The sequence below is a fragment of the Enterococcus sp. AZ050 genome, from assembly GCF_051715085.1.
GTDB lineage: Bacteria > Bacillota > Bacilli > Lactobacillales > Enterococcaceae > Enterococcus > Enterococcus faecalis.
Window position 1 is genome coordinate 547,260 of record NZ_JBIOTC010000001.1, and the last position, 21,993, is coordinate 569,252.

Sequence of the window (21,993 nt, forward strand, 5' to 3'; positions counted from 1 at the left end):
AAAAAATGACTGTCATCACAGTCTCTCATCATAATAGCACAAACCACTTTAAAATGCGAACATCTCAGATAGAAAGTTTTATTGTTCTTAGACTTCTTATGGTATACTACATTATATAAAAGCACTTTCATAAAAAGTGATTGTGTTGAAACAAATTGGAGGAATTGTGATGTTAGAACAAATTTTACTAGGTACCTATACTCGAAGAGCCAGCCAAGGCATTTATAAAATTGCATTAGATACGACACAAGGTCGTTTAACAGAAGCGACACTTTTGTTAGAAGAAACGAATCCTACCTATCTTGCTCTGAGTCAAAAGGGCGAACTTTTTAGCGTCACTAGTGTTGACGGTGAAGGTGGCACTGCCGCTTATCAACCAGAAATGGATCATTTTAACTTATTGAATAAAGTAACTGAGGAAGGTGCGCCGCCATGTTATGTAGCTGTTGACGAAAACCGACAACTTGTCTATGCAGCAAATTATCACCAAGGTATCGTTCACGTGTATCGTATCTTAGAAGATGGTTCTTTGGAAGATGCTGACAAAGTGATTCATACAGAGCCAACTGGTCCTCATGAAAACCAAAACAATGCCCATGTTCATTACACAGATTTGACGCCTGATCAACGCTTAGTCGTCTGTGATTTAGGAACCGATCGTGTGTATACGTATAATGTTAGCTTAGATGGAAAGCTTTCTGAAATCGCTCAATTCGTGACTGAGCCAGGGACTGGTCCACGCCATTTAGTGTTCCACCCAACAAAATCATTGGCTTACTTATTTGGTGAATTAGATAGCACTGTTTCAGTTCTTTCATATGATGAAACAGATGGTTCTTTCACTGAATTACAAAAAGTTTCTACTTTACCTGCTGATTATGATGCGTTTAATGGTGGCGCTGCGATTCGTATTTCTTCTGATGGCCGTTTCCTTTATGCTTCAAACCGTGGCCATAACTCAATTGCTGTCTATGCTGTTTCAGAAAATGGCGAAGCAATTGAACGAATTCAATTAATTTCAACAGAAGGCGATATTCCGAGAGATTTTGATTTAGATCCTTCTGAAGATTTCATCGTTGTCGCTAATCAAGACTCTGACAACTTAACACTTTATCGTCGGAACCAAGAAACAGGCTTATTAGAAATGATTCAAAAAGATGTTGCCGTTCCCGAATGTGTTTGTGTTTTATTTGTATAATTAAGTTGACTATTTCCTTGGAAAACGACAGGAGTCAGATGCTAAATAATTTTTGCATCTGACTCCTGTTTTCTTATTTTAAACGATGGATTGCTTCTCTAATTCTTTAACGTATAGATAAAAAGAGCCAAAGTCTAAGCGATTCATTTGTAAAGATTCATGAATTTTTGTGAACCCTTTACTTTCGAAAAATCGAATCATTCTATGGTTTGTATGATTAGTTTGAGCATACATTTTACGTCTTCCTTCCCAGACTGCCCGTTTCTCCAATTCATGGAACAATAAACTGCCATAACACTTGGCAATATAATTAGGCGAAGTTGCAAAGCGCTTTAGCCAAACAAAGTCTTGTTCCTGCTCCATACAGAACGTTGCCATTGAAAAAATCATTTCTTCGTGCACTAACAAATACAATCGTTTTTTTGTAATGTCTTCTTGGATATCTTCTTGAGAAGGATAGCCCTTTGTCCACTGTGTAATGCCCACAACATCCATGTATGCCTTTACTTCTGTTAAAAATGGAAGAATAATCGGTAACTCTTTCTCATCAGCCACTCTAATTTTCATTGTTTATTCTCTTAATAAGGTAACAATAGAATCGACAGGACAATCACACTAATAATACCAATGATGGTCGGTACACTCGTCCGTTTTAAAATTCTGATGGGACTAACTCCTACTGTTGATGCGACAATCATGACAACTGCTGCTACAGGAGAAATCGTTCTAGTTAAATTCGCGATCATCTGCATTGGCAGGGAAATTAAGATGCCATCAATCCCAGCTTTTTCGGCAATCCCAGGGATTAGTTCGATAACCGCATAAAACATTGCCAGTCCACCACCGCTTAAAATTCCAAAAAGGGTCGTTGCACCGCTGAAAATTAAGGTCGTGACAATTCCTGCTGAACTTGATGCTTCGACAGATGCCATAATACTATCAATAATTCCTAACGTTTGAATCGCAGAAGTGAACAATGAACCGCCTACGACAAGCATCACAACTTGACTAAACCCTTGCCCCATTCCTTTAAACATCTCGACAGCCGTATCTTGAACCTTTTTAAAAGAATTCAAGCGAAGCGTCTCAACCAATACAGCAATGAAGAAAGAAATAAATGTAAGAACAAAAATATCCATCGTTATTCCTTTAATAAACATTCCTGCGATTCCCACTCCAACAATTAATAATAGCGGTAATATTGGCAATATTGCATAAAATTTAGGAACATCAAATTCTTTTTGTTTGCTTAAGCCCTCTTCATTTAATGAAACATAGGCAGCCTCACCTTCTTTTTTATCGCAGTATTTTTGCCAGAAGTACTGTGCAACCGCAATGATTAATAACGATGGCAGCGAAATTTTGGCATTCCATACAACATAATTTAACACATCATAACCAAGGGTATTTGCGGCGATTACGTTATCCGCGCCTAAAGGTGTTGGCATGATAGTTGCCGTCATTGCAATCACACCTGCAGCAGTTAATGATGAAATCCCCATGCTGGCTAGCATCGGATATAATATAGACATTAAAATAATCGCTAAGCTTGATGCACTAGGAACTACTAGTGACATTAAATTTCCAATCAAAAAGACCACAGGGACAAATAACGATTTACGTTTAATCTTCATTAATGGTTTCACCAAAAAGTTGACAGCCATCTGATTGGCCCCGATTGCATTCATATAGCCTGAATAACCAAAAAGAATCATAATTACAATTCCTGCTGAACTCACTTGTGCAATAATTGTATCTTTAAACTTCAAGAAAATATCAAATAATCCAAAACCGGTTCCTTCCCCTGCAGGATAAATGGGATGTCCTAACATCCATGCACATGCAAGTAGAACAAGCGCACCAATAATTAAACTGAGTGCGGGATGATAATTTTTTACAATCAAATAGGCTACAACAACTAAAACGACCAATACCAATAAACTTTCAATCATACTTATCCTCCTTCAGTTAATTAACCGCTTTCATTTTTTCGACAACCCATTTTTGAAAAGCTTCAACATTTACATCTATACAGGCAACAGCATTCGTGTTTTTATGATACTTCATTTTTAAATCCGCAACAGTAGCTCCCGCAGCTGGACCTTCCAAAGCAACTTCAATGAACGTTTCAGTTGTCTCAAATAATTCTGGTGAAGTTAAATAGGCAATCGCACAGACATCATGCATTTTCAAACCTGTAGTTAGACTGCCGCCTCTATAATGACGGAAAAGACCATAAAACATTTCCCCAACTCTACCAAGCGCTCTGATGGCTGTTACTTCATGATTCGTTAACACAGCTTGACTTGTAACATCTAATCCTACCATTGTTAGCGGGACACCTGATTGGAAAACAATTTGTGCAGCGTGTGGATCGACATACGTATTAAATTCGGCACTTGTATTTGTATTTCCCCTTGCTAATGAGCCACCCATCATGACGATTTCTGCAATATTTTCTTTGACTTCTGGATAGAGGGTCAGTAACAAAGCAATATTCGTTAATGCAGCAATTGGAACAATGGTCAAAGGAACATCACTAGACAAAATTTCTTTTCGCATAGCTTCCACTGCATGAATATCTAAACACGTAGAGATAGGTTGCGGAAACTCAAAGCCATCCATGCCAGTCTCCCCATGAATCTCAGCAGAATCTTCCAATTGAATAAGTAACGGACAATTACACCCCTTGGCTACAGGAACCTTTTTCCCAAAAAAATCGACAAGTTTCAAAGCATTATTTGTTGTTTTTTCTACATCTATATTCCCTGCAACCGTCGTTATTAAGCGAACTTCTAGGTTAGGATGATTCAGTGCAATCGCTAAAGCTACAGCATCATCAATTCCTGGGTCCGTATCAATAATGATCGGTCTTTTCTTTGTATCCATTTTTCTTCCTCCATTCACATTTAGGAAAAATATTTCCGGAAACGTTTTCTTAATTTGAGATTAACAGCGCTTTCATTAAAAGTCAAGCAGAATTTCTAAATAATAAATAATTAGGCTTTTTCTTGACTTTCTGCTTTTAGAATGCTTACTATAAAAAAGAGTTCAGTGAAAGGACGAAAATGATGAATATTAAAGATATTGCAAAATTAGCTGGCGTTTCCGCTTCAACTGTATCCAAAATTATAAATAATAAAGATCAAACTATTAGTAAAGAAACCCGTGAGCGTGTCTTAAAAATCGTTCGAGATTACAACTACACACCTTACTCAGCAAATCTCGTCACAAATAGTACTACAAAAACCTTCGTGTTATTATTAAATAGCCATGAAACTTTTGAAGCTTGGGTTACGAGCTTTATTGATAAAGCTCAAGAAAATGGCTATAACTGCTTGATTTTGAATAGTCACGGTAGTTTAGAACAAGAACTGAAAAATATTACCTCGCCAACTTTAAAACAAGCCAGTGGCATTATTTGGGACCCAATCAATGAAAACAGTAAACAATACGCGAAATTTATAGAAGAATTAACGATTCCTTACTATTTCGTCAATCACTCAACTAACGAATTGCCTTCTCTAGCGGGGCTTTATGAAGAAGCTAGTTATGTTTTAACCCAAGAATTATTACAGAATAACCATAAAAAAATTAGTTATTTCGTCACTAACCAAAAATATAAAGAAGCAATTATTGCAGGCTATAAAAAAGCCTTGTTTGATGTCAATTTACCCTTTAATAAAGAAAATATTTTAACCACTATCCCTGCTGATTTCAGTAATCAGCTTATCACAGATGGGATTACGGGTATCCTTACCGATGACTATACCCAGGCTGTTTTTTTGGAACAGCTTTTAAAGCAGAGCGGTTTGCGAACCCCCGATAATTACTCTTTACTCGCAATTAAGCGAAAAATTGATCGTTCATTTTTACCTGATCATATTTCTTCCGTCTTATTAGATACAGAGACGTTTGGCAGCCAGTTAGCCTTATCATTGCTTAACAAACGCAAAGAAAAAACAGCCTTGATTAATGAGACTGAAAAATTGGTGCTAGATCACAAAAATACATTAGGCATGTCTAGTGTTAATCCACATAGCAAAATGATTGTAGTGGGTAGTTTAAACGTTGATAATTATCTGTATTCAACAAATTTACCACATAATGGTAAAACAAATTTTTTGTCTAGCTATGCTAAATTCCCCGGCGGAAAAGGATTAAATCAAGCTGTTGGCTTAACCAAACTGGGCCATCAGGCCACTTTAATTGGTTGTTTAGGCTCAGACACAGATGCGAATTACTTATATAAAGAATTAGAAAAATACCACGTTACGACAGATGGTGTCACACGTATTCAAGATGCTGAGACTGGTCAAGCTTATATTTATGTTGAGACAAGCGGCGACTCCATGATTTCAATCTTACCTGGTGCAAACACAGCGCTTACACCTAAAAAAATCGCACAGCAAAAACACCTATTTATGGATGCCAGTTTTTGTCTCATTCAAACAGAAATTCCTTTGTCTGCTGTAGAGAAAGCTTGTGAAATCGCCCAACATTCAGGGGTACCGATTATTTTAAAACCGGCTGCTATTCATCATATTCCAGTGAATATACTAGAAAAGGTTGATTTTTTCATTCCCAATGAAGATGAATTATTGGAACTTCAACCAGATACTGGTACATTAGAAGAGAAAGCGGCGTACTTCTTAGAAATGGGCGTAAAAAATGTCATTGTTACTTTAGGAAAAAAAGGCGTGTTATTAAAAACACCCCAAGCGTGCCACTATTTCCCTGCAACAGAAAATATAGCTGTAGATAGTACTGGTGCCAGTGACAGCTTTATCAGCGCGCTCGCCTCCTATCTTTCGAAAGGTTATCCGACTGAAGCAGCCATTCAAATAGCAATTCAGGCTGCAGGATTTTCAGTTTCTAAAGAAGGGGTGATTGATTCTTTAGTTGATCACGTCACTTTGGAAAATTATTTGATAAAAAAAGAACCCGCTCTTTTTGCTCATCGTAACACCTGTGTCGACTGACACAGGTGTTTTCCTGCTGAATATCTTGTTATTTTCTCATAAACCAATGAGAATTGTTCTTTTTTATTACAATTTATTAGGCGAACTATTATAATAAAAGAGAAGTTATTACTAAGGAGTGAGTCTCATCAAAACACAAGATGCCATAAAAACATTTTTACTTTCAAAGAAAACACAAAAAAAATTGGCTGTCTTTTTATACTTAGCAAAACAAACGAACCTTGATTTATCTAGTGTTGCCCGAAAATTCGATCTTTCTACTAAAAATTTATCAATTTATCTTCGTGAAATTCAAGAAGACTTAGCAACCCTTCCTGAAAATACCTTAGAGATTCAGATCCATCACGGAAAAATTTCATTACATACGACTTCCAATGATTTTCTTTCCCACTATTTTTTATTATTTAATTATTACTGTGTCCATTCTACTGACTTCATTCTTTTTCAAGCAATTATCAAAAAAGAAAACAATTCTGTCTGGAAAGTGAGTCAAGAAACTAATTTTAGCTCATCTTACATTTACAAACGGTTAAATAACATTAATAAACTATTTGGTTTGTATGGAATTTCCGTCCATTTTTCCCCCTCCGCGAGTAAAGTGATTACAGGTTCTGAATTTCAAGTCCTATATGCTTTTCTTGATGTCTACTGGACCATCTTTTTAAATACCTTAGCCTTACCACGTTATACCTCTACTTATTTTGAAGATATACTGACGCAACATATTAAACCAGAAATTCTTGAACGCTTGGAACACGCTTCTCTACTAAAATTAAATTTACTTTTACACATCGCAAAATATCGCTTTCCATATACTTGTGAAGATGATCTCCAAAAAGAATTTGAAGAACATCCTTATTTAAGGCTTTTCTCAGACTCAAAACAAACTATTTTTTGTTCCCAATCAAATTTTTCAGAAGATCAACAGCGGGTTGTAGATATCATTGCACCCATTGCCATTGATAATTTTGATTCAGCAAAACGAGCCAAAGATTTACTGGCTGCTCTAAATGAAATTTCTTGCCCAGAATATTTCTACGTTGATTCTTTATTAACCAATTTTTGCGAAGTTTTTCAAATTCCAAAAATGCGTGAATTTGATCGTCATTACTTCTTACTTATTTTATTTAAAAATATTATCTATAACCAATTATTTATTTCACAGCAACCAAATACCGCAATTCTAGATTTTTTAGTCAATAAAAATAGTACTTATCAAAAAGATTTACAGAAAGAAATCTATGCTTTTTATCAAAACTTTTCAGCGCATTCCCCTTATCAGTTAAGATTTAAGGATCAGGAGAACCCAATTTGGACATGTGAATTGTTGTTACGAATTTATTAGCACTATAGTCCCCGCAAAAAAATTAAAATTGGTGTTGCATATTCTCGCGATTTTTACATTGCTAGCTTTATTATGATGAAAATCAAGCAAGCATTTAGTGAGGATATTATTTTTGAACGAACCGATTTTTCTAGTTGTGATATTGTGATTACTGACTATCCCTTATTTGATTTACCAAAAGAAATTGACCGAATTTACATTTTAGAAGAAGAATTAACCCGAGAAGATTGGGAACTAATTTTCAGTAAAATAAGTATCGCCATTTTTGATTTGCAATATTAAAACAAACATCAAGCGCCAACCTGTCTCACCAGCCATAATGAAAACAAGCAACCTACAAACCACTTCTGCCAGTTTTAGTCTGACAGAAAATAGTTTGTAGGTCGCTTGTATATTGCTGTTCTTTTCTATGTTACCTTCAAAGACAATCTAGTAACGTACTTCAGTCCTTAAAGTGCTACGCTTCCACCGCTGATCAGTTTTTAAGCCTGAGACAAAAATCCAAAGTGTTTTTTGTCTCAGGCTCTTACATTTTTTCAACAAAGGTATTGCTAGGCGCTACTTGAAGCTGAAAACTATTTTCTCTATCGAGATTCCTCATCAGTAGACTCAAATTTAAAACTTTTTTCTATAAAAGCGACTTCTTTTGCGTATGTTTTTACAAAAGAAGAATAGTCTTTGGGATCTTTGACCTTTTCCAATTGGTCAACAGAGACTTCTAATTCAAATCCTGTTCCATCTTTAAAGAGATAATATTTTGAGATGTCTGTATATCCTTGATTCCGTTTTAAAATATAGCCGGTTTGTACATCAGCAATTTTATCAATTGGGTATGCTTTGATAAACTCTTTACTTGTATCCAAATAATCAGAAAGACTGTTGACAAGATTGCCAGAAAGGTACATACCTGCCGATGTATAATAGTCTCTTTTTTCATAAAAACTGATATTGCCTAGATATTTTGTATCTGGATACTCCTCTGTAGAAGGTAAAATTAAAAAGTTCTTTCCGCCACTGGTTTCAATATCGGCATCGCCGATAATTTCTATTTGGTAGCCTTGATTAAATAAAAGTTTATTTTCTTCTATTGTGACTTTTAGTGTTTTTTCTAAATCAACAGGTCCAGTTGTGGTAAGTCCAGCTTCTTTTAAAGGATAAACATCTTCTGATGAAGCGGAGTAATCCCAATAATCATCTTTCTCCGCAAGATCAATATATACTATAAAGCCAATTGCTACAGCAATGCCTATCCAAATAATTTTTTTGTTCTTTTTTTGTTTTTTCTTTTTTTTCGTCTGTGGTTTTACCACTTTTTTATTTGGGTTAGGAAGTTGCTTTACTGTGTCTGTTCTTGTGACAGGAAAAAACGACCATTTTGGCTTTTGAAAAAGCGCATCATATGTATCATAAAAATTCTTTTGTTTAGCCATTTTTTCTCTCCACTAATTTTTTTGATAAGGCAATTTCCTCAGATGCTTCGGAGACTAATCTTTCATAATCATCTGTGATACTTTCCGACAACACTCGTATGGTACTTAAGATACCATTGGTTGCAAGTGTTATTTCTTCTGTTGACAATTTATCTTCTTTAATGCTTAAAAACCGTTCTGATGCTCGTAAAATCTCTGGTACCTTATGATATAAAAAATCACTAAAATGAGTAATTGCTTCAGGATACTTCACTAAGTGTTTAAAGATGCCCTTAGCGGAAGCAACACCCAGTTCTACTTGTTCAATTTTTTTTAAATTTCGTGACTTATTCGTTAGTTCGTTTAAATAAATAATTTGTTTTTTTAATTCGTCCATAATTCTTTGGTACATCTCTAGGTCACTGTCCGTTAGATGGTGCGTCGTTTGATATTTTTTTAGATTTTTTTTATAACGGAAATACGTACGACCATTTCTATAAATAACCCAACCGATGTACCCAGCGCCCACTAACAAAACCATTATCCCATTCAAATCATGTACTCCTTTTTAAATTAGTATATATTACTGAACACATTGTCCAGCTTAAAATTGACAAATAAGTATGAAATGTTACTCCCCCAATTACTTGTGCACTTTTATTGTATCATATAGGAAAATTGTTCTGTTCCGCATTTAGACAAATTGTCTAAATGTCTAAGGAAATCTTTTTTGGTTTATATGTAGCAAAAAACACTTGCAAGAATTGATTACTTCTCACAAGCGTTTTTTATTGTCTAAAACAACTATTTACATTTCATTTTATTAAATAGTGAATAAATAAATTACTGCAGCTAATGAAGCACCTAAGATAGGTCCCACAATTGGCACCCAAGAATAAGCCCAATCAGAATCACCTTTTGTTTTCACAGGAATAATTTGGTGCGCTAAACGAGGTCCTAAATCACGTGCAGGGTTAATTGCATAACCTGTAGGTCCGCCTAATGATAGACCTAGTCCTAATACCAAAATCCCAACAAGCATTGGATTAATGCCAGCCGCTAAGTCGTTTTGAGAAAAGGCGAGTAAGCCAAAAACCAAGACAAATGTGCCGATAATTTCTGTTAAAACATTGGCTGGATAGTTACGGACAGCTGGACCAGTGGCGAAGGTTCCTAAAATAGCACCTTTGTCTTCTGTAATGTTCCAATGGGGTAAATAAGCTAACCAGACAACTAAACCACCAATAAAACCGCCTAGGACTTGAGCTACGATATAAGGTAAAACCATGCCCCATTCAAAGTTTCCAGTAATTGCCATCGCAACTGTTACAGCAGGATTTAAATGCGCTGGACTCATATACCCAGACATGTAAACAGCTAATGTAACAGCAGCGCCCCAACCTAAAGCAATAACGACCCAACCAGAAGCAAAGGCTTTGCTTTTCTTCAAGTTAACTGCGGCACAGACGCCATCCCCTAGTAAAACTAAAATCATCGTTCCGAAAAATTCACCGAATAATTGTGTCATCATCGAAGTTCCCATTTTTTCTTCACCCTACTTTCAAATTTTTTAAATCTGATTCTTCAATTACTTTTTCTAATGTTTCAATGTGTCGTGCTCTTTCTTCCGCTGTCCACTGATAATGCTGTGCCATTTCTTCAATGACTCCCGCTTTCACTTGGTCCAAACGATCACGCATAAATAATAAGTGGTTGGTCCGTCGCAATAAAAAGTCGACGGGTGTTAAAGCCATTTCTTCTTCCATCGCATAGTTTAAAGAGACAGTTTCTGTTAAGGTTAAACCAGGAATTACTTTGGCATCATCAATCATTTCAAAAACAGTTGGTACGTTGGAGCCATATAAATGAGCTAAGTATAGTGCATCCTTTTCACTTAACCCTTTAGACACGCCATGTTTTGCCAACGCTTCTAATTCTTCGTCTACCGTTGCAGGGTTCAATTTTCCGCCTGAAACTGGATAGTTTTTAGAATCAATTAAGGTGAATTCTTTCTGGTATTCTTCTGCTAAGATGGTTTGAATCATTTTCATCGCACCTTCTGCCATTTTACGATAATCTGTTAATTTCCCACCAGCCAAAGTGAGCAAGCCATCCGCTGATCTTTCCAATGAGCTGCCTCGAGAGACAGCTGAAGGATTGACTTTATTTTCCACCAAACTGTCTTCTAGACGGTTTAGGACTTCTTCAATTTCTCGTTTATCTGTTTGGTTTTTTTGGTATCTGTCAACGACATCAATGACTTCATCAATACTTTTATCTGAAAGTTTGCCATTGTTTCCCCCGTTATAATCTGAGCCACCGTTAGCAGAAATTAAAGGTCGTAAGCCAGCCCAGCTGGCTTCAATATCATCAATTGTCAATTGTACCTCTGGATAACGATTATTGACTACTTCCAATAGGTAATCCACATCATTTTGTTCTACTGTTGGATGTTGAAAGTCTCCATGGTAATCTGTATCCGTCGTCCCAAAATATGTTTTTTCTTCTCTTGGAACAACGAAGACCATGCGGCCATCTTGTTTACCTGTATCAAAATACGTTGGTTGAGGAACATTTAAACGGCTTTTGTCGACAACTAAATGAACCCCTTTGGTTGGACGCATTTGTGGTGTAAATGAATCGTTTTTGTCTAAGCCTCTTAATTTATCTGACCAAGGACCAGTAGTATTAATCACAACATCTGCGTGAATCTCAAACTGTTCGTCAGTTAGTAGGTCCTTTGCTTGAATGCCAGTAATTTTCCCTTCATCATTGTATAAAAAGCCCACCGCTTGAACCCGACTCACAGCATGTGCCCCGTCAGCTACTGCTTGTTTAATATTTTCAATAACTAAACGAGCATCATTATTTCGATAATCTAAATAAACACCGCCACCTTGTAGACCTTCACTTTTTAGTTGTGGCTCACGTGCCAAAACCTCGTCTTTTGTCAACAGATAGTTGGCGTACTTGGTACCTGTTACATCAGCTAACTGATCATATAAATCCATTGCTATTTTGACAGAAAATAGATTAAATGTTGCATTTGGCTCATCATAAATCGGCAATAACATGGGATCCGCTTTAGGGATGTGTGGCGCAATGGATTGAACGACGGCTCGTTCTTTCACTGTATCTGCTACCACCTCCACGTCAAACGTTTTCAAATAGCGGATACCACCATGAACTAATTTGGTTGATCGTGAAGAGGTGCCCTCTGCGAAATCCTGCATTTCAATTAACCCTGTCTTCATTTTAGCGGCACTGGCTTGCAGGGCAACCCCTGCGCCAGTAATGCCACCACCAATAATTAAGACATCTAAGTGTTGTGTTTTTAAATCGTCGATTGATTGTCGGCGTGTTTCTATTGAGAAAGTCATAGAAAATTCCCCTTTTCCATTTACTTATTTTTACGTTTGAATTGTTGGGTAGCTGCTACTGCTTGTTGCCAACCTTCATATAAATCTTCTCGTTCTTCTTCCGCCATAATTGGTTCAAATTGTTGTCCTTCTTCTTGGAATGCTTTGATTTCTTCTAAGTCTTTCCAGAAGCCAACCGCTAAGCCCGCCAAGAAAGCTGCGCCTAAGGCCGTTGTTTCTAAGTTATGGGCTCTTTGAACAGCAGTGTTTAAAATATCTGCTTGGAATTGCATCAAGAAATCATTGTTTGCTGCTCCACCGTCTACTTTTAAGACAGGAATGTCTATGCCTGTATCTTCTTTCATCGTGTCAATAATGTCACGAACTTGATACGCAACTGCTTGAAGTGTCGCTTTGACAAAATCTTCTCTCGTGGTACCGCGTGTTAATCCAAAGACAGCCCCACGCGCTTGTGAATCCCAATATGGTGCGCCCAAACCAGTGAATGCCGGAACCACATAAACTTCATTGTGCCCTGTTGACGCTTTGGCTACTGCTTCAGATTCAGCAGCCGTTTGCAACATTTTTAAGCCATCTCGTAACCATTGAATCGCTGAACCAGCCACGAAGATACTTCCTTCCAAGGCATAATATACTTTGCCGTTAATGCCATAGCCAATAGTGGTAAGCAGATTATTTTTAGAAAGTTGAGGTTCTTCGCCAGTGTTCATGACAATAAATGAGCCTGTTCCATAGGTATTTTTAACCATCCCAGGTTCAAAGGCCATTTGACCAAATAAGGCGGCTTGTTGGTCACCAGCCATCCCAGCGATAGGAACTTCACTTCCGTAAAAATGGTAATTTTTTGTTAATCCATACACTTCAGAGTTCGAAACGACTTTCGGTAACATCACTCGTGGGATATTTAAAAGATCCAAAATTTCTTGATCCCAATCTAAATCATGGATATTAAACAACATCGTCCGGCTTGCATTTGAATAATCAGTGACATGAGTATCTCCCGTTAATTTCCAAACGAGCCAAGTGTCAATTGTTCCAAACATCAATTCTCCATTTTCTGCACGTTCTTGCGCACCTTCTACGTGATCTAAGATCCAACGAACCTTCGTTGCTGAGAAATAAGCATCAATGATTAACCCAGTTTTTTCATGAATCATTTCGCTGTAGCCATCTTCTTTTAGTTGATCGGCAATAGGTGTCGTTTGGCGTGATTGCCAAACAATTGCGTTATAAATGGGTAACCCAGTTGCTTTGTCCCAAACAACGGTTGTTTCCCGTTGGTTTGTAATCCCAATTCCAGCAATATCTGTAGGTTTCACTCCTGACTCAATTAAAGAACCTGCAATAACGGATTGAACAGAATTCCAAATTTCATTGGCATTATGTTCCACCCAACCTGCATTAGGAAAATATTGAGTAAATTCCTTTTGTGAACTACCAATTTTGTTTCCTTTTTTATCAAAAATAATTGCACGAGAACTAGTCGTTCCTTGATCAATCGCCATAATGTATTTTTCTTCTGCCATGATAATTCCTCCTAAACGTTTTTGAAATCGTTTTCTTTATGTCCCTATCTTACAAATAAAAGAATAACTAAACATGTCAAAAACTTTTTTTATTTTAAAAAAATTGAAAGGATTTCTACTAAAATCAACAAAGACAACGCTTTCAATAATGCTTTTATTATCTCTAATTTTTCAATAAAAAGAAACATTTTTGTTTAAAAAAGCCTAATTTTCGACTTTTAGTTGTAAAAAGGCTGGTGCGAGGATCAGACAATTTCCGTCACACCAACCTTTTGTTTATTTCTCCCGCAAGGTGCGTATTTTCTTTTTTAATTGTTGCACATCATAGGTCGAACTTAATTCTGACAAAACATAGACTTCCGGTGTTCCTTGATAGCTCGTTTGCTGATAATTGGTCACAATTAAATCATATGTTTGTTCAGGCTGATACCTCTCCACCAGCGTGCCATTCATATTTTTAAGACTAAGCATTAATACTTGTGTTAACGCCGCTTGATAAAGAGCATCCATTGCTAAATGAATTCCAATTTTTATTTCACCAATCATTTTAAATTCAATTAATGCCAACACGCTTAAATATTTGACCAGAGAAAGTTCATGCAAACTATCTCCTGGTTGATACGTTTCATCAAAACAAGCTAAAGCTTTTTCTAATAACGTTGTTGAAAAAGAAGCTAATTCCCGACTAGATAATTGCTGTTCTTTTTCCCAGATATGGGCCCGATCAAAAACTTCCAATTCTCCTTTAAAAAAATAGAGTTTTCCATGAATTTGTGAAAAATAGTAAGCCATGGTTTTCTCAAGAGTAGGTTCAAATTTATGGGGCCGATAATACAAGACCACATTTTCCAAGATAAACGTATCAGCTAAAGAAACAGCGGAACGACGTCCCCGAATTAAGGAATATTCATCAAAAGCTGATTCTGGTAAGACCGACATTGTGATTAGAAAAACAAAATGAATCATGCTTTCTCCTTCGTCTAATTCTAATGAATAGCGACTAGAAAAACGGAAAAACAATTGTCGAACTTGCTTAAATAACGGATCTTCTTTAAAATCAATCATTTTCTTTCTCAATTGTTGATATTTTTTTGAAGTAACCGCTAGGCGCTTTTTCGTAATACTCAACCAAAGGCTAACTTTTAACGCATTATGTTCATTAAAAGTAAAACCTAAGCCAGTTTCAATCCCTTCAATTATCCGTTTATTTAACGGGGACATCGTTTTTTTCTGGTGTGTTTCATAGGGAGTAATATACCAATACAACTGAAAGTAAAAGTAACGAATCTGCAATTCTTCTCCCTGTAGTTGTCCATTTTTTATTTGCAAATCAAAGGCGGCTAACAATTGATTGAGTTCCTTAATCTTTCGAAATAAAGAAGACTCACTAATCATAAATTTAGTCGTTAATTGAACAATAGAAAACTCTTTATTACGATATAAATAATCTAAAAGTTGAAATTTAAGAGACTCTTTTACAAATGCTTCAATTAAATGATTCAACGAAAAAAAATCCGATAAGGTGATTGATAGCTGTTGGCCATCATAAGTAAGCTGACAATCCTGTCCAAAAGGTTTCAAAAAATAATGTAAATCCTCTAAGTCTTTTTCAAAGGAGGCTTTTGTGACCGCTAAAAATGCTGTTAAATCAGAGACTGAGCAGGTACCCCCTGCTAAGATGGTTTGTTGCACCGTTAATAATTGTCGCATCGCTTTCTTTTCCAATAACGTCTCAACTTTCATCGTTCTCTCTCCAATAAGCCGAAGCACCCATCAAATTTGTAATATCATAAATATTGGTTAAGGAAGGTTGATAAAAATAATCTTTTTGTAATAGGTCTGTCAGTGTCTGACCTGTTTGGATACTTAATGCTAACGTATTTATTTTTTCTAAACAATTGTTTTTTGAACAAAGCTGTGCCCCAAGGACCCGTTGTGTCACTTTATCATAGATTAATTTGCCTAAAATTTCTGTCCCATGTTGTAGAGGCGGCGCTGGCTGTCTAACAATTACGGAAGCAAGTGTTTGCGGAAAAAATAAACCTTCCGTTTCGGTTAGACCTGTACTAGCAAGGTAATAGTCCCCCACTTTTGTTCCCATTGTTCGCAAAGAGCCAATGAATCGGTGTGTTTTTTCTTCTAAATTGTCGGCGACTACTAAGCCAGTTCGTACCGCATTGTTCACTAACGGAGCATAAAAAGTTTCCGCGACTGGTTCATTCATAACTGAAATGCAATCTCCGATGGCAAAAACATTCGGCACTGAAGTTTGTAAATAAGGATCCACCGCGATTGTCTGATCCAGATTTCGTTGAATTTTTTTATCCAAATAGGCTAATTGAGGATGTAAGTTTAAAGCAAAAATCCCACTGTCACAAAAAATTTCCTGCTCGCTTGTTTCAAGAACAATACCATTTGCTGTTTCTTCAATTGCTAGGACCGTTTCTTCAAAATGGAAAATTACTGCTTGTTTTTCCAAAGATTTTTGAACATCTGCAACCATTTCTTTATCAAAATATTTAGGCAATAGATTTTCTAAACTTTCAAAGACATGGACCGTTTTCTTCATTTTCACAAGAAAATCAATAGCTTCCATTCCAATGGGTCCTGCACCAATGACGGCTACTGTCTGGCTCTTTTCCAGTAATGGAACAGCCGCTAAAGCACCTGATAAAAATTTATATTTGAGTAATTTTTCTGTTTGACTACCACGAATTTGCGTGGAAAACTGGCTCGCGCCTGTCGCTAAAATCAATTTATCATAAGAATACCACTGTTGTTCTTCCTTTTGCGCCCAAGCAATCAGTTGGTTCTCAACATCCATTGCCACGACTTCTCTATTTAAAAGCAACTGAATCTTTTGACGACGTAATTCCTCTTCCGTTATGTAACGTGCTTCGTGTAATTCATTGATGGTATGATTAAAATACGCACTTAAGCCACCAGATAAATACCCCACTGTTGCTTGTTTGTCAATTAAAGAAATTTCTGCTTGGGGATATTTTTTCCTTGAAGCAATTGCTGCGGAAATACCTGCGAATGATGCACCAATAATCACAATTTTCATTTGTTTCCTCCTCTGTCAGGACCTACTATACTTCTCTCAGTTTATCATGATTAAAAAGAATGCTAAAGCAACAACTATAGTTTTCACTTAAAATAATTATTTTTGCTGAGCGCATTGCTTTTCAAGCACTTTCATTTTCATTTATAATAAATGTTACTACTGTTTGAGGAGGAGTTTTCATGTCTGCAACAAAAGAGCAATTGGAACTATTTTTATTTTATTTATCTGAAACCCATACAAAAAGTTTATCTTTACATGACTTAGTTACAAGTCGACCACGCCCAGAAGAAGCGCGTATTTTATTAAATATTAACGAGGTTTGCACTTACTATCATAGCGCTCGTGTTCTCTACACAAGTGTTCCTGCTCTTGAAAATAACAAGTCTGAGCCTTTTTTCCAAGCCTTCGAAAATTTTTATTTTGAATTAAAACAACATTTTTTCAATGAAGAAGATGAAACCCATCAATTGAATGAACGTCTAGAGGAAATGAAAATTGCCTTTGAGCAATTGACGGATGACTACAATGTTCTATAATAGAAGAGAACAATTCGTTGAGAAGGGGTCCTTATGAAGCAAGAAGAAGTGATTGAACGTTTAAAAGAAGAACTAAATTTGCCATTTTTTAATGGCACACTAGAAGAAAAGAACTATTCTGAAGCAGATTATCAACAAATCAAGAAAGAGTTAATTCAATACTTTGATGATTATGTGCGAAATGTTGAAAATTAACAAGCTAAAACAACCTTTGATTTTTATAAAATCAAAGGTTGTTTTATTATTAAATAAAAAAATAACAAAAAAACCACCGGCAGTTTTGCCGATGGAAAAGGAGTATTTACTCAATAAGAGTAAAATGAAAAATAAAAAGGTTGTTGTTGGTATGAATTAATAATACAATACACTTTCTCTTTTGTCCATAAAAAAGACATGAAAAAAATATTAAATTCGTTAGTTATTTTTATTAGTTTTTTATTTTTTCAAAAGAATGTTGCTCATCCGTGTAATGGCAAAGGTTAATTCATCCGTTGCTTGATCCTGCTTTTCCTCTGAAGCATTAAATAAATCTGCATCAATACCTGTTTCTGGATCTGTTGCTAAAATCATTTCATTGCATCCTGCTACATATTCTGTATAAGTATGTTGAAATTTTTTATGAATGCCAAGTACTTGTGGCGTCGGTTTTAATGTTCCGACTTTTTTGAGCATTAATTCATATTTTTCAGTACCTTCTTTAAATTTTGCTTGAATTTCTGCAATTCGTTCGGCTGTTAAATCATTCACTTTATTCTTATCAATCGCTTGACGAACTTCTTCGTAATATGGATTCATGACTTCGCCAATATCTTCTGTTGTTTTAACGATATCATTGATTGTTTGAACGTAAAATCCTAAATTTGGTCTCATAACCATCCCTCTTTTCCCTTTTCTCTTTCACTCCATTTTACACTTTTTCTATTCCATCTGACAAGTGGCACTTTTTCAGTCTTTATTCTTTTGATTTTTAACAGAGAAAACATAGTGAGGCATCGTTTTGCCACGGTATGTTTTAATGTATCGATCCCTAACAAGCATCTGGTTTCGAATAGCGACATTCATAGAGGCTAAGTTCGTATCACGAATCGTTGAAATAACTTCTGGAAAATTTAATACATCGAATGCGTATTGCTTTGTCGCTGCGGCAGCTTCAATCGCATACCCTTTGTGCCATTCTTTTCCACATAAATGATAACCAATTTCTGGATAGCTCTTGCCTTTTACTAATTGATTGGTGAGGCCACACTCGCCGATAACTTCGCCTGTTCGCTTCTTCTCTAACGCCCATAAGCCGTAGCCGCATTCTTGATAGGACTGTAAGTTCCACTTTAGCCAGTTTGCAACCTCTTCATCAGAAAAAGCGTGTTCATAGGCATACATCACATTTTCATCTTGCAAAAATTTTTTCAATTCCACTTCATCTTCCATCTGCCATTCTCTGACAATAAGTCGTTGTGTTTCGAAAATAATTTTCCGTTTCAAGCCCTTTCACTCCTTACATAAAGAAAAATTGACTGGTTTAAGTACCAGCCAATTTTCTTTACTTATTTATTAAGCACCTTTACCTGCTTTACGTTGGAAGAACTTCACAATTTCCACAATTGGGATGATAGCAAAAGAAGTACCTGCTACAATTGCCCATTGATATGCATCTAAATGTGTGACGCTGAATAAATCATTAAATCCTGGAATAACAATCGTTGCAGCTAATAGCAAGAACGAAACAAGAATCCCATAGTTAAATGATTTGTTGCGGAATAAGCCAACTTTGAAAATTGATTGATAAATCGACTTCACATTAAAGGCATGGAACAATTGAATTAATCCCAAAGTAGCGAAGGCCATGGTTAAAGCATCGCCGTGTTGTAAATCATACAACGCTTGCGCCGATAAGTTTGTGTTAGCCGCGGTATGTGCTGGGAACATAATTGACATTTTATACACAATCAAAGTCAATGCCCCTTGCGTAATCCCTTGATAAACAACACTGCTTAAAACGCCGCCAGAGAAGAAGTTCGATTTTTTACCACGAGGTTCATGGCTCATCACATCACGTTCTGCTGGTTCCACACCTAACGCAATCGCTGGGAAAGTATCCGTTACTAAGTTAATCCACAATAAGTGAACAGGTAACAAGGTATCCCAATTGAGCATTGTTGCAATAAACAAGGTTAATACTTCCCCTAAGTTAGCTGAAAGTAAATATTGAATCGTTTTTTGGATATTTGAGAAGACTTTACGTCCTTCTTCTACCGCTACAATAATTGTTGAAAAGTTATCATCGGCAAGTACCATATCTGAAGCACCTTTTGATACTTCTGTTCCGGTAATTCCCATACCAATCCCGATGTCAGCAGCTTTTAAGGCTGGGGCATCATTTACGCCATCACCAGTCATCGCAACCACTTTTCCTTCTTGTTGCCACGCTTTAACAATCCGAACCTTGTGTTCTGGTGAAACACGAGCATAGACAGAGTAGCGTCCCACGACTTGTGCGAATTTTTCATCTGACAATTCATTTAATTCAGCGCCTGTAATGACTGCATCGTCGTCGCCTTCTTTGATGATGCCTAAACGTGCCGCAATTGCTTCTGCTGTATCACGGTGGTCACCCGTAATCATAATTGGACGAATACCCGCTTCTTTCGCGACTTTTACAGCATCTGCAGCTTCTTTTCTTTCTGGGTCAATCATACCGACTAAACCAGCAAATGTTAAATCTTTTTCCACAAGTTCAGAACTCATTTCGGCTGGAATCGTCTCAACATATTTATAAGCCATTCCTAAAACACGTAAGGCTTGTTTCGCTAATGAAGTGTTGGTTTTTAAAATTTCTTGACGTTTTGTTTCATCTAATGGACTTGTTTCTCCATTTGATAAGATTTCCGTACAACGTTTCAATAATTCATCTGGTGCACCTTTGACAGAAACTAGGAAGCCACCTGTTTTTAATTCATGAACAGTAGTCATTAATTTACGATCAGAGTCAAAAGGAATCTCTGCCACACGAGGTTCAGCTGCTACTTTTTCGGTTACGTTAAACGCATGATCTAAACCAAATTGTACTAAGGCAGTTTCTGTTGGGTCACCAATTAATGAACCATCTTGAGCGATTTTTGTATCATTCGTAAAGTTCATGATTTTTAAAGCCATATTATCAGCAGGAATTTCTGTGGAAGCAGATAAAACTTGACCATCTGTATACAACGCTTCAACGGTCATTTGATTTAAGGTTAACGTACCTGTTTTATCTGAACAGATAATATCTGTACTTCCTAATGTTTCAACGGCTGGTAACTTACGGACAATCGCATTTTTCTTGGCCATTTTTTGAGTCCCTAAAGCCAAAATAATCGTGACAATCGCTGGTAATCCTTCTGGAATTGCCGCTACAGCTAACGAAATTGACGTTAATAACATGTCAATCCATGAACGACCATTCATCATTCCTACCACAAACATCACCGCTGCAATGACTAAAATGGCAATTGTTAACATTTTACCCAATTGGTTTAAGTTTTGTTTTAAAGGCGTTTCCGTTTCTTGTTCGCTTGCTAGCATGCCAGCAATTTTACCGACTTCTGTATTCATCCCTGTGCCAACCACAACGCCAAGACCACGTCCATACGTCACATTACTATTGGAATAAGCCATATTGATCCGGTCACCGATACCAATATCGGTTCCCTCTAAGATGGTTACTTCTTTTTCAACTGGAACAGATTCACCGGTTAACGCTGCTTCTTCAATTTTTAAGCTATTCGCTTCCAATAAACGTAAATCAGCTGGAACGACATCCCCTGCTTCTAATAAAACAATGTCGCCTGGTACTAATTCATCACTTTTAACAGTAATGACGTGTCCATCACGGCGAACATTCGCATTTGGTGAAGACATTTCTTTTAATGCTTCAATGGCTTGTTCCGCTTTGGCTTCTTGAATGACCCCAAAGATGGCGTTCAAGATAACAACCACTAAGATGATAATCGAGTCTACCACATCATGGGAAAAGACGGCTGAAATGACCGCTGCCGCTAATAAAACAATAATCATAAAATCTTTGAATTGCTCAAAGAATTTCACGGCAAGTGATTTTTTCTTCCCTTCATCTAGCACATTTTCCCCGTACGTTTCTAAACGCTTTTGAGCCTCCTGTGCACTTAATCCATCAGTTGTTGTGTTCATTTTCTCCAAAACAACTGTGTCGTCTTGTGCGTAAAACGCTTCAGACAATTGTGTTTTCTTTTCTTCTGACATGTTCTTCCTCCTCTATTTTTTGCAGCATCCTCCAAGTACTATTTTACATTTCATCAAAAATAAATGAAAAAAAATAGACTTGTGTATGCTACTTCGTCGAACATACATAAGTCTCACCGTTTAAGACAACACCAGAAATTGCTTTCGGAGTTGGTGATGTTGTCACAGCATAAATACTGTCAGTTACTCCCTCATGAAAAAACTATTTAACATTGATTGGAGAACCAATGTTATGAATAATTACTTAATTAGTATACCGTTTTCCACTCTTTTTTTCAAATAAAAGTTCTGCT

The 21,993-nt window shown here is 36.5% G+C and carries 18 protein-coding genes and 1 pseudogene; 6 read left to right on the forward strand and 13 right to left on the reverse strand.

The features are described 5' to 3' along the window. Positions 1-169: 169 nt before the first annotated feature. Positions 170-1,198, forward strand: a complete 1,029-nt coding sequence (locus tag IGJ04_RS02740; protein ID WP_438839873.1) for a lactonase family protein — start codon at positions 170-172, stop codon at positions 1,196-1,198. A 78-nt stretch (positions 1,199-1,276) separates the two neighbouring features. On the opposite strand, the gene IGJ04_RS02745 is transcribed toward IGJ04_RS02740, so the two are convergent. The 3 genes from IGJ04_RS02745 to rihC are packed head-to-tail and all read right to left on the reverse strand — an operon-like array spanning position 1,277 to position 4,087. Beyond that, on the reverse strand, positions 1,277-1,765 hold the full coding sequence (locus tag IGJ04_RS02745; protein ID WP_438839874.1) for a GNAT family N-acetyltransferase: 489 nt from the start codon (positions 1,763-1,765) through the stop codon (positions 1,277-1,279). Between the two features lie 11 nt (positions 1,766-1,776). Then, positions 1,777-3,150, reverse strand: a complete 1,374-nt coding sequence (gene dcuC / locus IGJ04_RS02750; RefSeq protein ID WP_438839875.1) for a C4-dicarboxylate transporter DcuC — start codon at positions 3,148-3,150, stop codon at positions 1,777-1,779. Positions 3,151-3,166: 16 nt separating this feature from the next. Beyond that, positions 3,167-4,087, reverse strand: a complete 921-nt coding sequence (rihC, locus tag IGJ04_RS02755) for a ribonucleoside hydrolase RihC (RefSeq protein ID WP_438839876.1) — start codon at positions 4,085-4,087, stop codon at positions 3,167-3,169. 179 nt (positions 4,088-4,266) lie between these two features. On the opposite strand from rihC, the gene IGJ04_RS02760 reads away from it, so the two are divergent. Both IGJ04_RS02760 and IGJ04_RS02765 read left to right on the forward strand, forming a co-directional pair. Then, positions 4,267-6,180 (forward strand): PfkB family carbohydrate kinase, encoded by a 1,914-nt coding sequence (locus tag IGJ04_RS02760; protein ID WP_179143025.1) that lies wholly within the window; start codon positions 4,267-4,269, stop codon positions 6,178-6,180. A gap of 118 nt (positions 6,181-6,298) precedes the next feature. After that, a pseudogene (locus tag IGJ04_RS02765) lies at positions 6,299-7,807 on the forward strand (helix-turn-helix domain-containing protein). Between the two features lie 302 nt (positions 7,808-8,109). On the opposite strand, the gene IGJ04_RS02770 reads toward IGJ04_RS02765, so the two are convergent. The 7 genes from IGJ04_RS02770 to IGJ04_RS02800 all read right to left on the reverse strand — a co-directional run bounded on the left by IGJ04_RS02770 (position 8,110) and on the right by IGJ04_RS02800 (position 16,907). Continuing rightward, positions 8,110-8,955, reverse strand: coding sequence for a hypothetical protein (locus IGJ04_RS02770; RefSeq protein ID WP_438839877.1), 846 nt, complete (start codon positions 8,953-8,955; stop codon positions 8,110-8,112). Beyond that, a complete protein-coding gene (locus IGJ04_RS02775) occupies positions 8,948-9,475 on the reverse strand; it encodes a 5-bromo-4-chloroindolyl phosphate hydrolysis family protein (RefSeq protein ID WP_048737323.1) in 528 nt (175 codons plus the stop codon). Before IGJ04_RS02775 ends, IGJ04_RS02770 begins: the two co-directional genes overlap by 8 nt. Positions 9,476-9,757: 282 nt before the next feature. Continuing rightward, the gene (locus IGJ04_RS02780) at positions 9,758-10,477 is read right to left on the reverse strand and encodes an MIP/aquaporin family protein (RefSeq protein ID WP_002357140.1); all 720 of its coding nucleotides are present in this window, start codon (positions 10,475-10,477) and stop codon (positions 9,758-9,760) included. Positions 10,478-10,484: 7 nt separating this feature from the next. Then, complete coding sequence (gene glpO, locus IGJ04_RS02785) at positions 10,485-12,314, reverse strand: type 1 glycerol-3-phosphate oxidase (protein ID WP_438839878.1); 1,830 nt, start codon at positions 12,312-12,314, stop codon at positions 10,485-10,487. A 20-nt stretch (positions 12,315-12,334) separates the two neighbouring features. Then, entirely contained in the window at positions 12,335-13,840 is a 1,506-nt protein-coding gene (glpK, locus tag IGJ04_RS02790; protein WP_002357138.1) for a glycerol kinase GlpK, read from the reverse strand. A 276-nt stretch (positions 13,841-14,116) separates the two neighbouring features. Then, positions 14,117-15,583 (reverse strand): helix-turn-helix domain-containing protein, encoded by a 1,467-nt coding sequence (locus tag IGJ04_RS02795; RefSeq protein WP_002385844.1) that lies wholly within the window; start codon positions 15,581-15,583, stop codon positions 14,117-14,119. Continuing rightward, the gene (locus IGJ04_RS02800; protein WP_438839879.1) at positions 15,573-16,907 is read right to left on the reverse strand and encodes an FAD-dependent oxidoreductase; all 1,335 of its coding nucleotides are present in this window, start codon (positions 16,905-16,907) and stop codon (positions 15,573-15,575) included. Before IGJ04_RS02800 ends, IGJ04_RS02795 begins: the two co-directional genes overlap by 11 nt. Positions 16,908-17,086: 179 nt before the next feature. Here IGJ04_RS02800 and IGJ04_RS02805 point away from each other — a divergent pair, with 179 nt between their 5' ends. The 3 genes from IGJ04_RS02805 to IGJ04_RS02815 are packed head-to-tail and all read left to right on the forward strand — an operon-like array spanning position 17,087 to position 17,798. After that, on the forward strand, positions 17,087-17,443 hold the full coding sequence (locus IGJ04_RS02805; protein ID WP_002419931.1) for a hypothetical protein: 357 nt from the start codon (positions 17,087-17,089) through the stop codon (positions 17,441-17,443). 33 nt (positions 17,444-17,476) lie between these two features. After that, positions 17,477-17,638: a hypothetical protein gene (locus IGJ04_RS02810; protein WP_002357133.1), complete on the forward strand. Its 162-nt coding sequence runs from the start codon at positions 17,477-17,479 to the stop codon at positions 17,636-17,638. Next, positions 17,616-17,798 (forward strand): hypothetical protein, encoded by a 183-nt coding sequence (locus IGJ04_RS02815; protein WP_164548038.1) that lies wholly within the window; start codon positions 17,616-17,618, stop codon positions 17,796-17,798. The genes IGJ04_RS02810 and IGJ04_RS02815 overlap by 23 nt, the downstream gene beginning before the upstream one ends. An 80-nt stretch (positions 17,799-17,878) precedes the next feature. Here IGJ04_RS02815 and IGJ04_RS02820 read toward each other — a convergent pair whose 3' ends face one another. The 3 genes from IGJ04_RS02820 to IGJ04_RS02830 all read right to left on the reverse strand — a co-directional run bounded on the left by IGJ04_RS02820 (position 17,879) and on the right by IGJ04_RS02830 (position 21,700). Further along, positions 17,879-18,319: a hypothetical protein gene (locus IGJ04_RS02820; protein WP_438839880.1), complete on the reverse strand. Its 441-nt coding sequence runs from the start codon at positions 18,317-18,319 to the stop codon at positions 17,879-17,881. A 69-nt stretch (positions 18,320-18,388) separates the two neighbouring features. Next, on the reverse strand, positions 18,389-18,925 hold the full coding sequence (locus tag IGJ04_RS02825; protein ID WP_002425928.1) for a GNAT family N-acetyltransferase: 537 nt from the start codon (positions 18,923-18,925) through the stop codon (positions 18,389-18,391). 69 nt (positions 18,926-18,994) lie between these two features. Continuing rightward, a complete protein-coding gene (locus IGJ04_RS02830; protein WP_002419934.1) occupies positions 18,995-21,700 on the reverse strand; it encodes a cation-translocating P-type ATPase in 2,706 nt (901 codons plus the stop codon). Between the last annotated feature and the right edge of the window lie 293 nt (positions 21,701-21,993).

What these genes read in the sequence shown, in the direction of transcription:
- IGJ04_RS02830 (WP_002419934.1), bottom strand. Translation starts at nt 21,700, where the DNA reads ATGTCAGAAGAAAAGAAAACACAATTGTCTGAAGCGTTTTACGCACAA.
- IGJ04_RS02780 (WP_002357140.1), bottom strand. Translation starts at nt 10,477, where the DNA reads ATGGGAACTTCGATGATGACACAATTATTCGGTGAATTTTTCGGAACG.
- IGJ04_RS02775 (WP_048737323.1), bottom strand. Translation starts at nt 9,475, where the DNA reads ATGGTTTTGTTAGTGGGCGCTGGGTACATCGGTTGGGTTATTTATAGA.
- IGJ04_RS02770 (WP_438839877.1), bottom strand. Translation starts at nt 8,955, where the DNA reads ATGGCTAAACAAAAGAATTTTTATGATACATATGATGCGCTTTTTCAA.
- IGJ04_RS02820 (WP_438839880.1), bottom strand. Translation starts at nt 18,319, where the DNA reads ATGGTTATGAGACCAAATTTAGGATTTTACGTTCAAACAATCAATGAT.
- IGJ04_RS02745 (WP_438839874.1), bottom strand. Translation starts at nt 1,765, where the DNA reads ATGAAAATTAGAGTGGCTGATGAGAAAGAGTTACCGATTATTCTTCCA.
- IGJ04_RS02740 (WP_438839873.1), top strand. Translation starts at nt 170, where the DNA reads ATGTTAGAACAAATTTTACTAGGTACCTATACTCGAAGAGCCAGCCAA.
- IGJ04_RS02760 (WP_179143025.1), top strand. Translation starts at nt 4,267, where the DNA reads ATGATGAATATTAAAGATATTGCAAAATTAGCTGGCGTTTCCGCTTCA.
- IGJ04_RS02815 (WP_164548038.1), top strand. Translation starts at nt 17,616, where the DNA reads ATGTGCGAAATGTTGAAAATTAACAAGCTAAAACAACCTTTGATTTTT.
- glpK (WP_002357138.1), bottom strand. Translation starts at nt 13,840, where the DNA reads ATGGCAGAAGAAAAATACATTATGGCGATTGATCAAGGAACGACTAGT.
- IGJ04_RS02810 (WP_002357133.1), top strand. Translation starts at nt 17,477, where the DNA reads ATGAAGCAAGAAGAAGTGATTGAACGTTTAAAAGAAGAACTAAATTTG.
- dcuC (WP_438839875.1), bottom strand. Translation starts at nt 3,150, where the DNA reads ATGATTGAAAGTTTATTGGTATTGGTCGTTTTAGTTGTTGTAGCCTAT.
- IGJ04_RS02800 (WP_438839879.1), bottom strand. Translation starts at nt 16,907, where the DNA reads ATGAAAATTGTGATTATTGGTGCATCATTCGCAGGTATTTCCGCAGCA.
- rihC (WP_438839876.1), bottom strand. Translation starts at nt 4,087, where the DNA reads ATGGATACAAAGAAAAGACCGATCATTATTGATACGGACCCAGGAATT.
- IGJ04_RS02805 (WP_002419931.1), top strand. Translation starts at nt 17,087, where the DNA reads ATGTCTGCAACAAAAGAGCAATTGGAACTATTTTTATTTTATTTATCT.
- IGJ04_RS02795 (WP_002385844.1), bottom strand. Translation starts at nt 15,583, where the DNA reads ATGAAAGTTGAGACGTTATTGGAAAAGAAAGCGATGCGACAATTATTA.
- glpO (WP_438839878.1), bottom strand. Translation starts at nt 12,314, where the DNA reads ATGACTTTCTCAATAGAAACACGCCGACAATCAATCGACGATTTAAAA.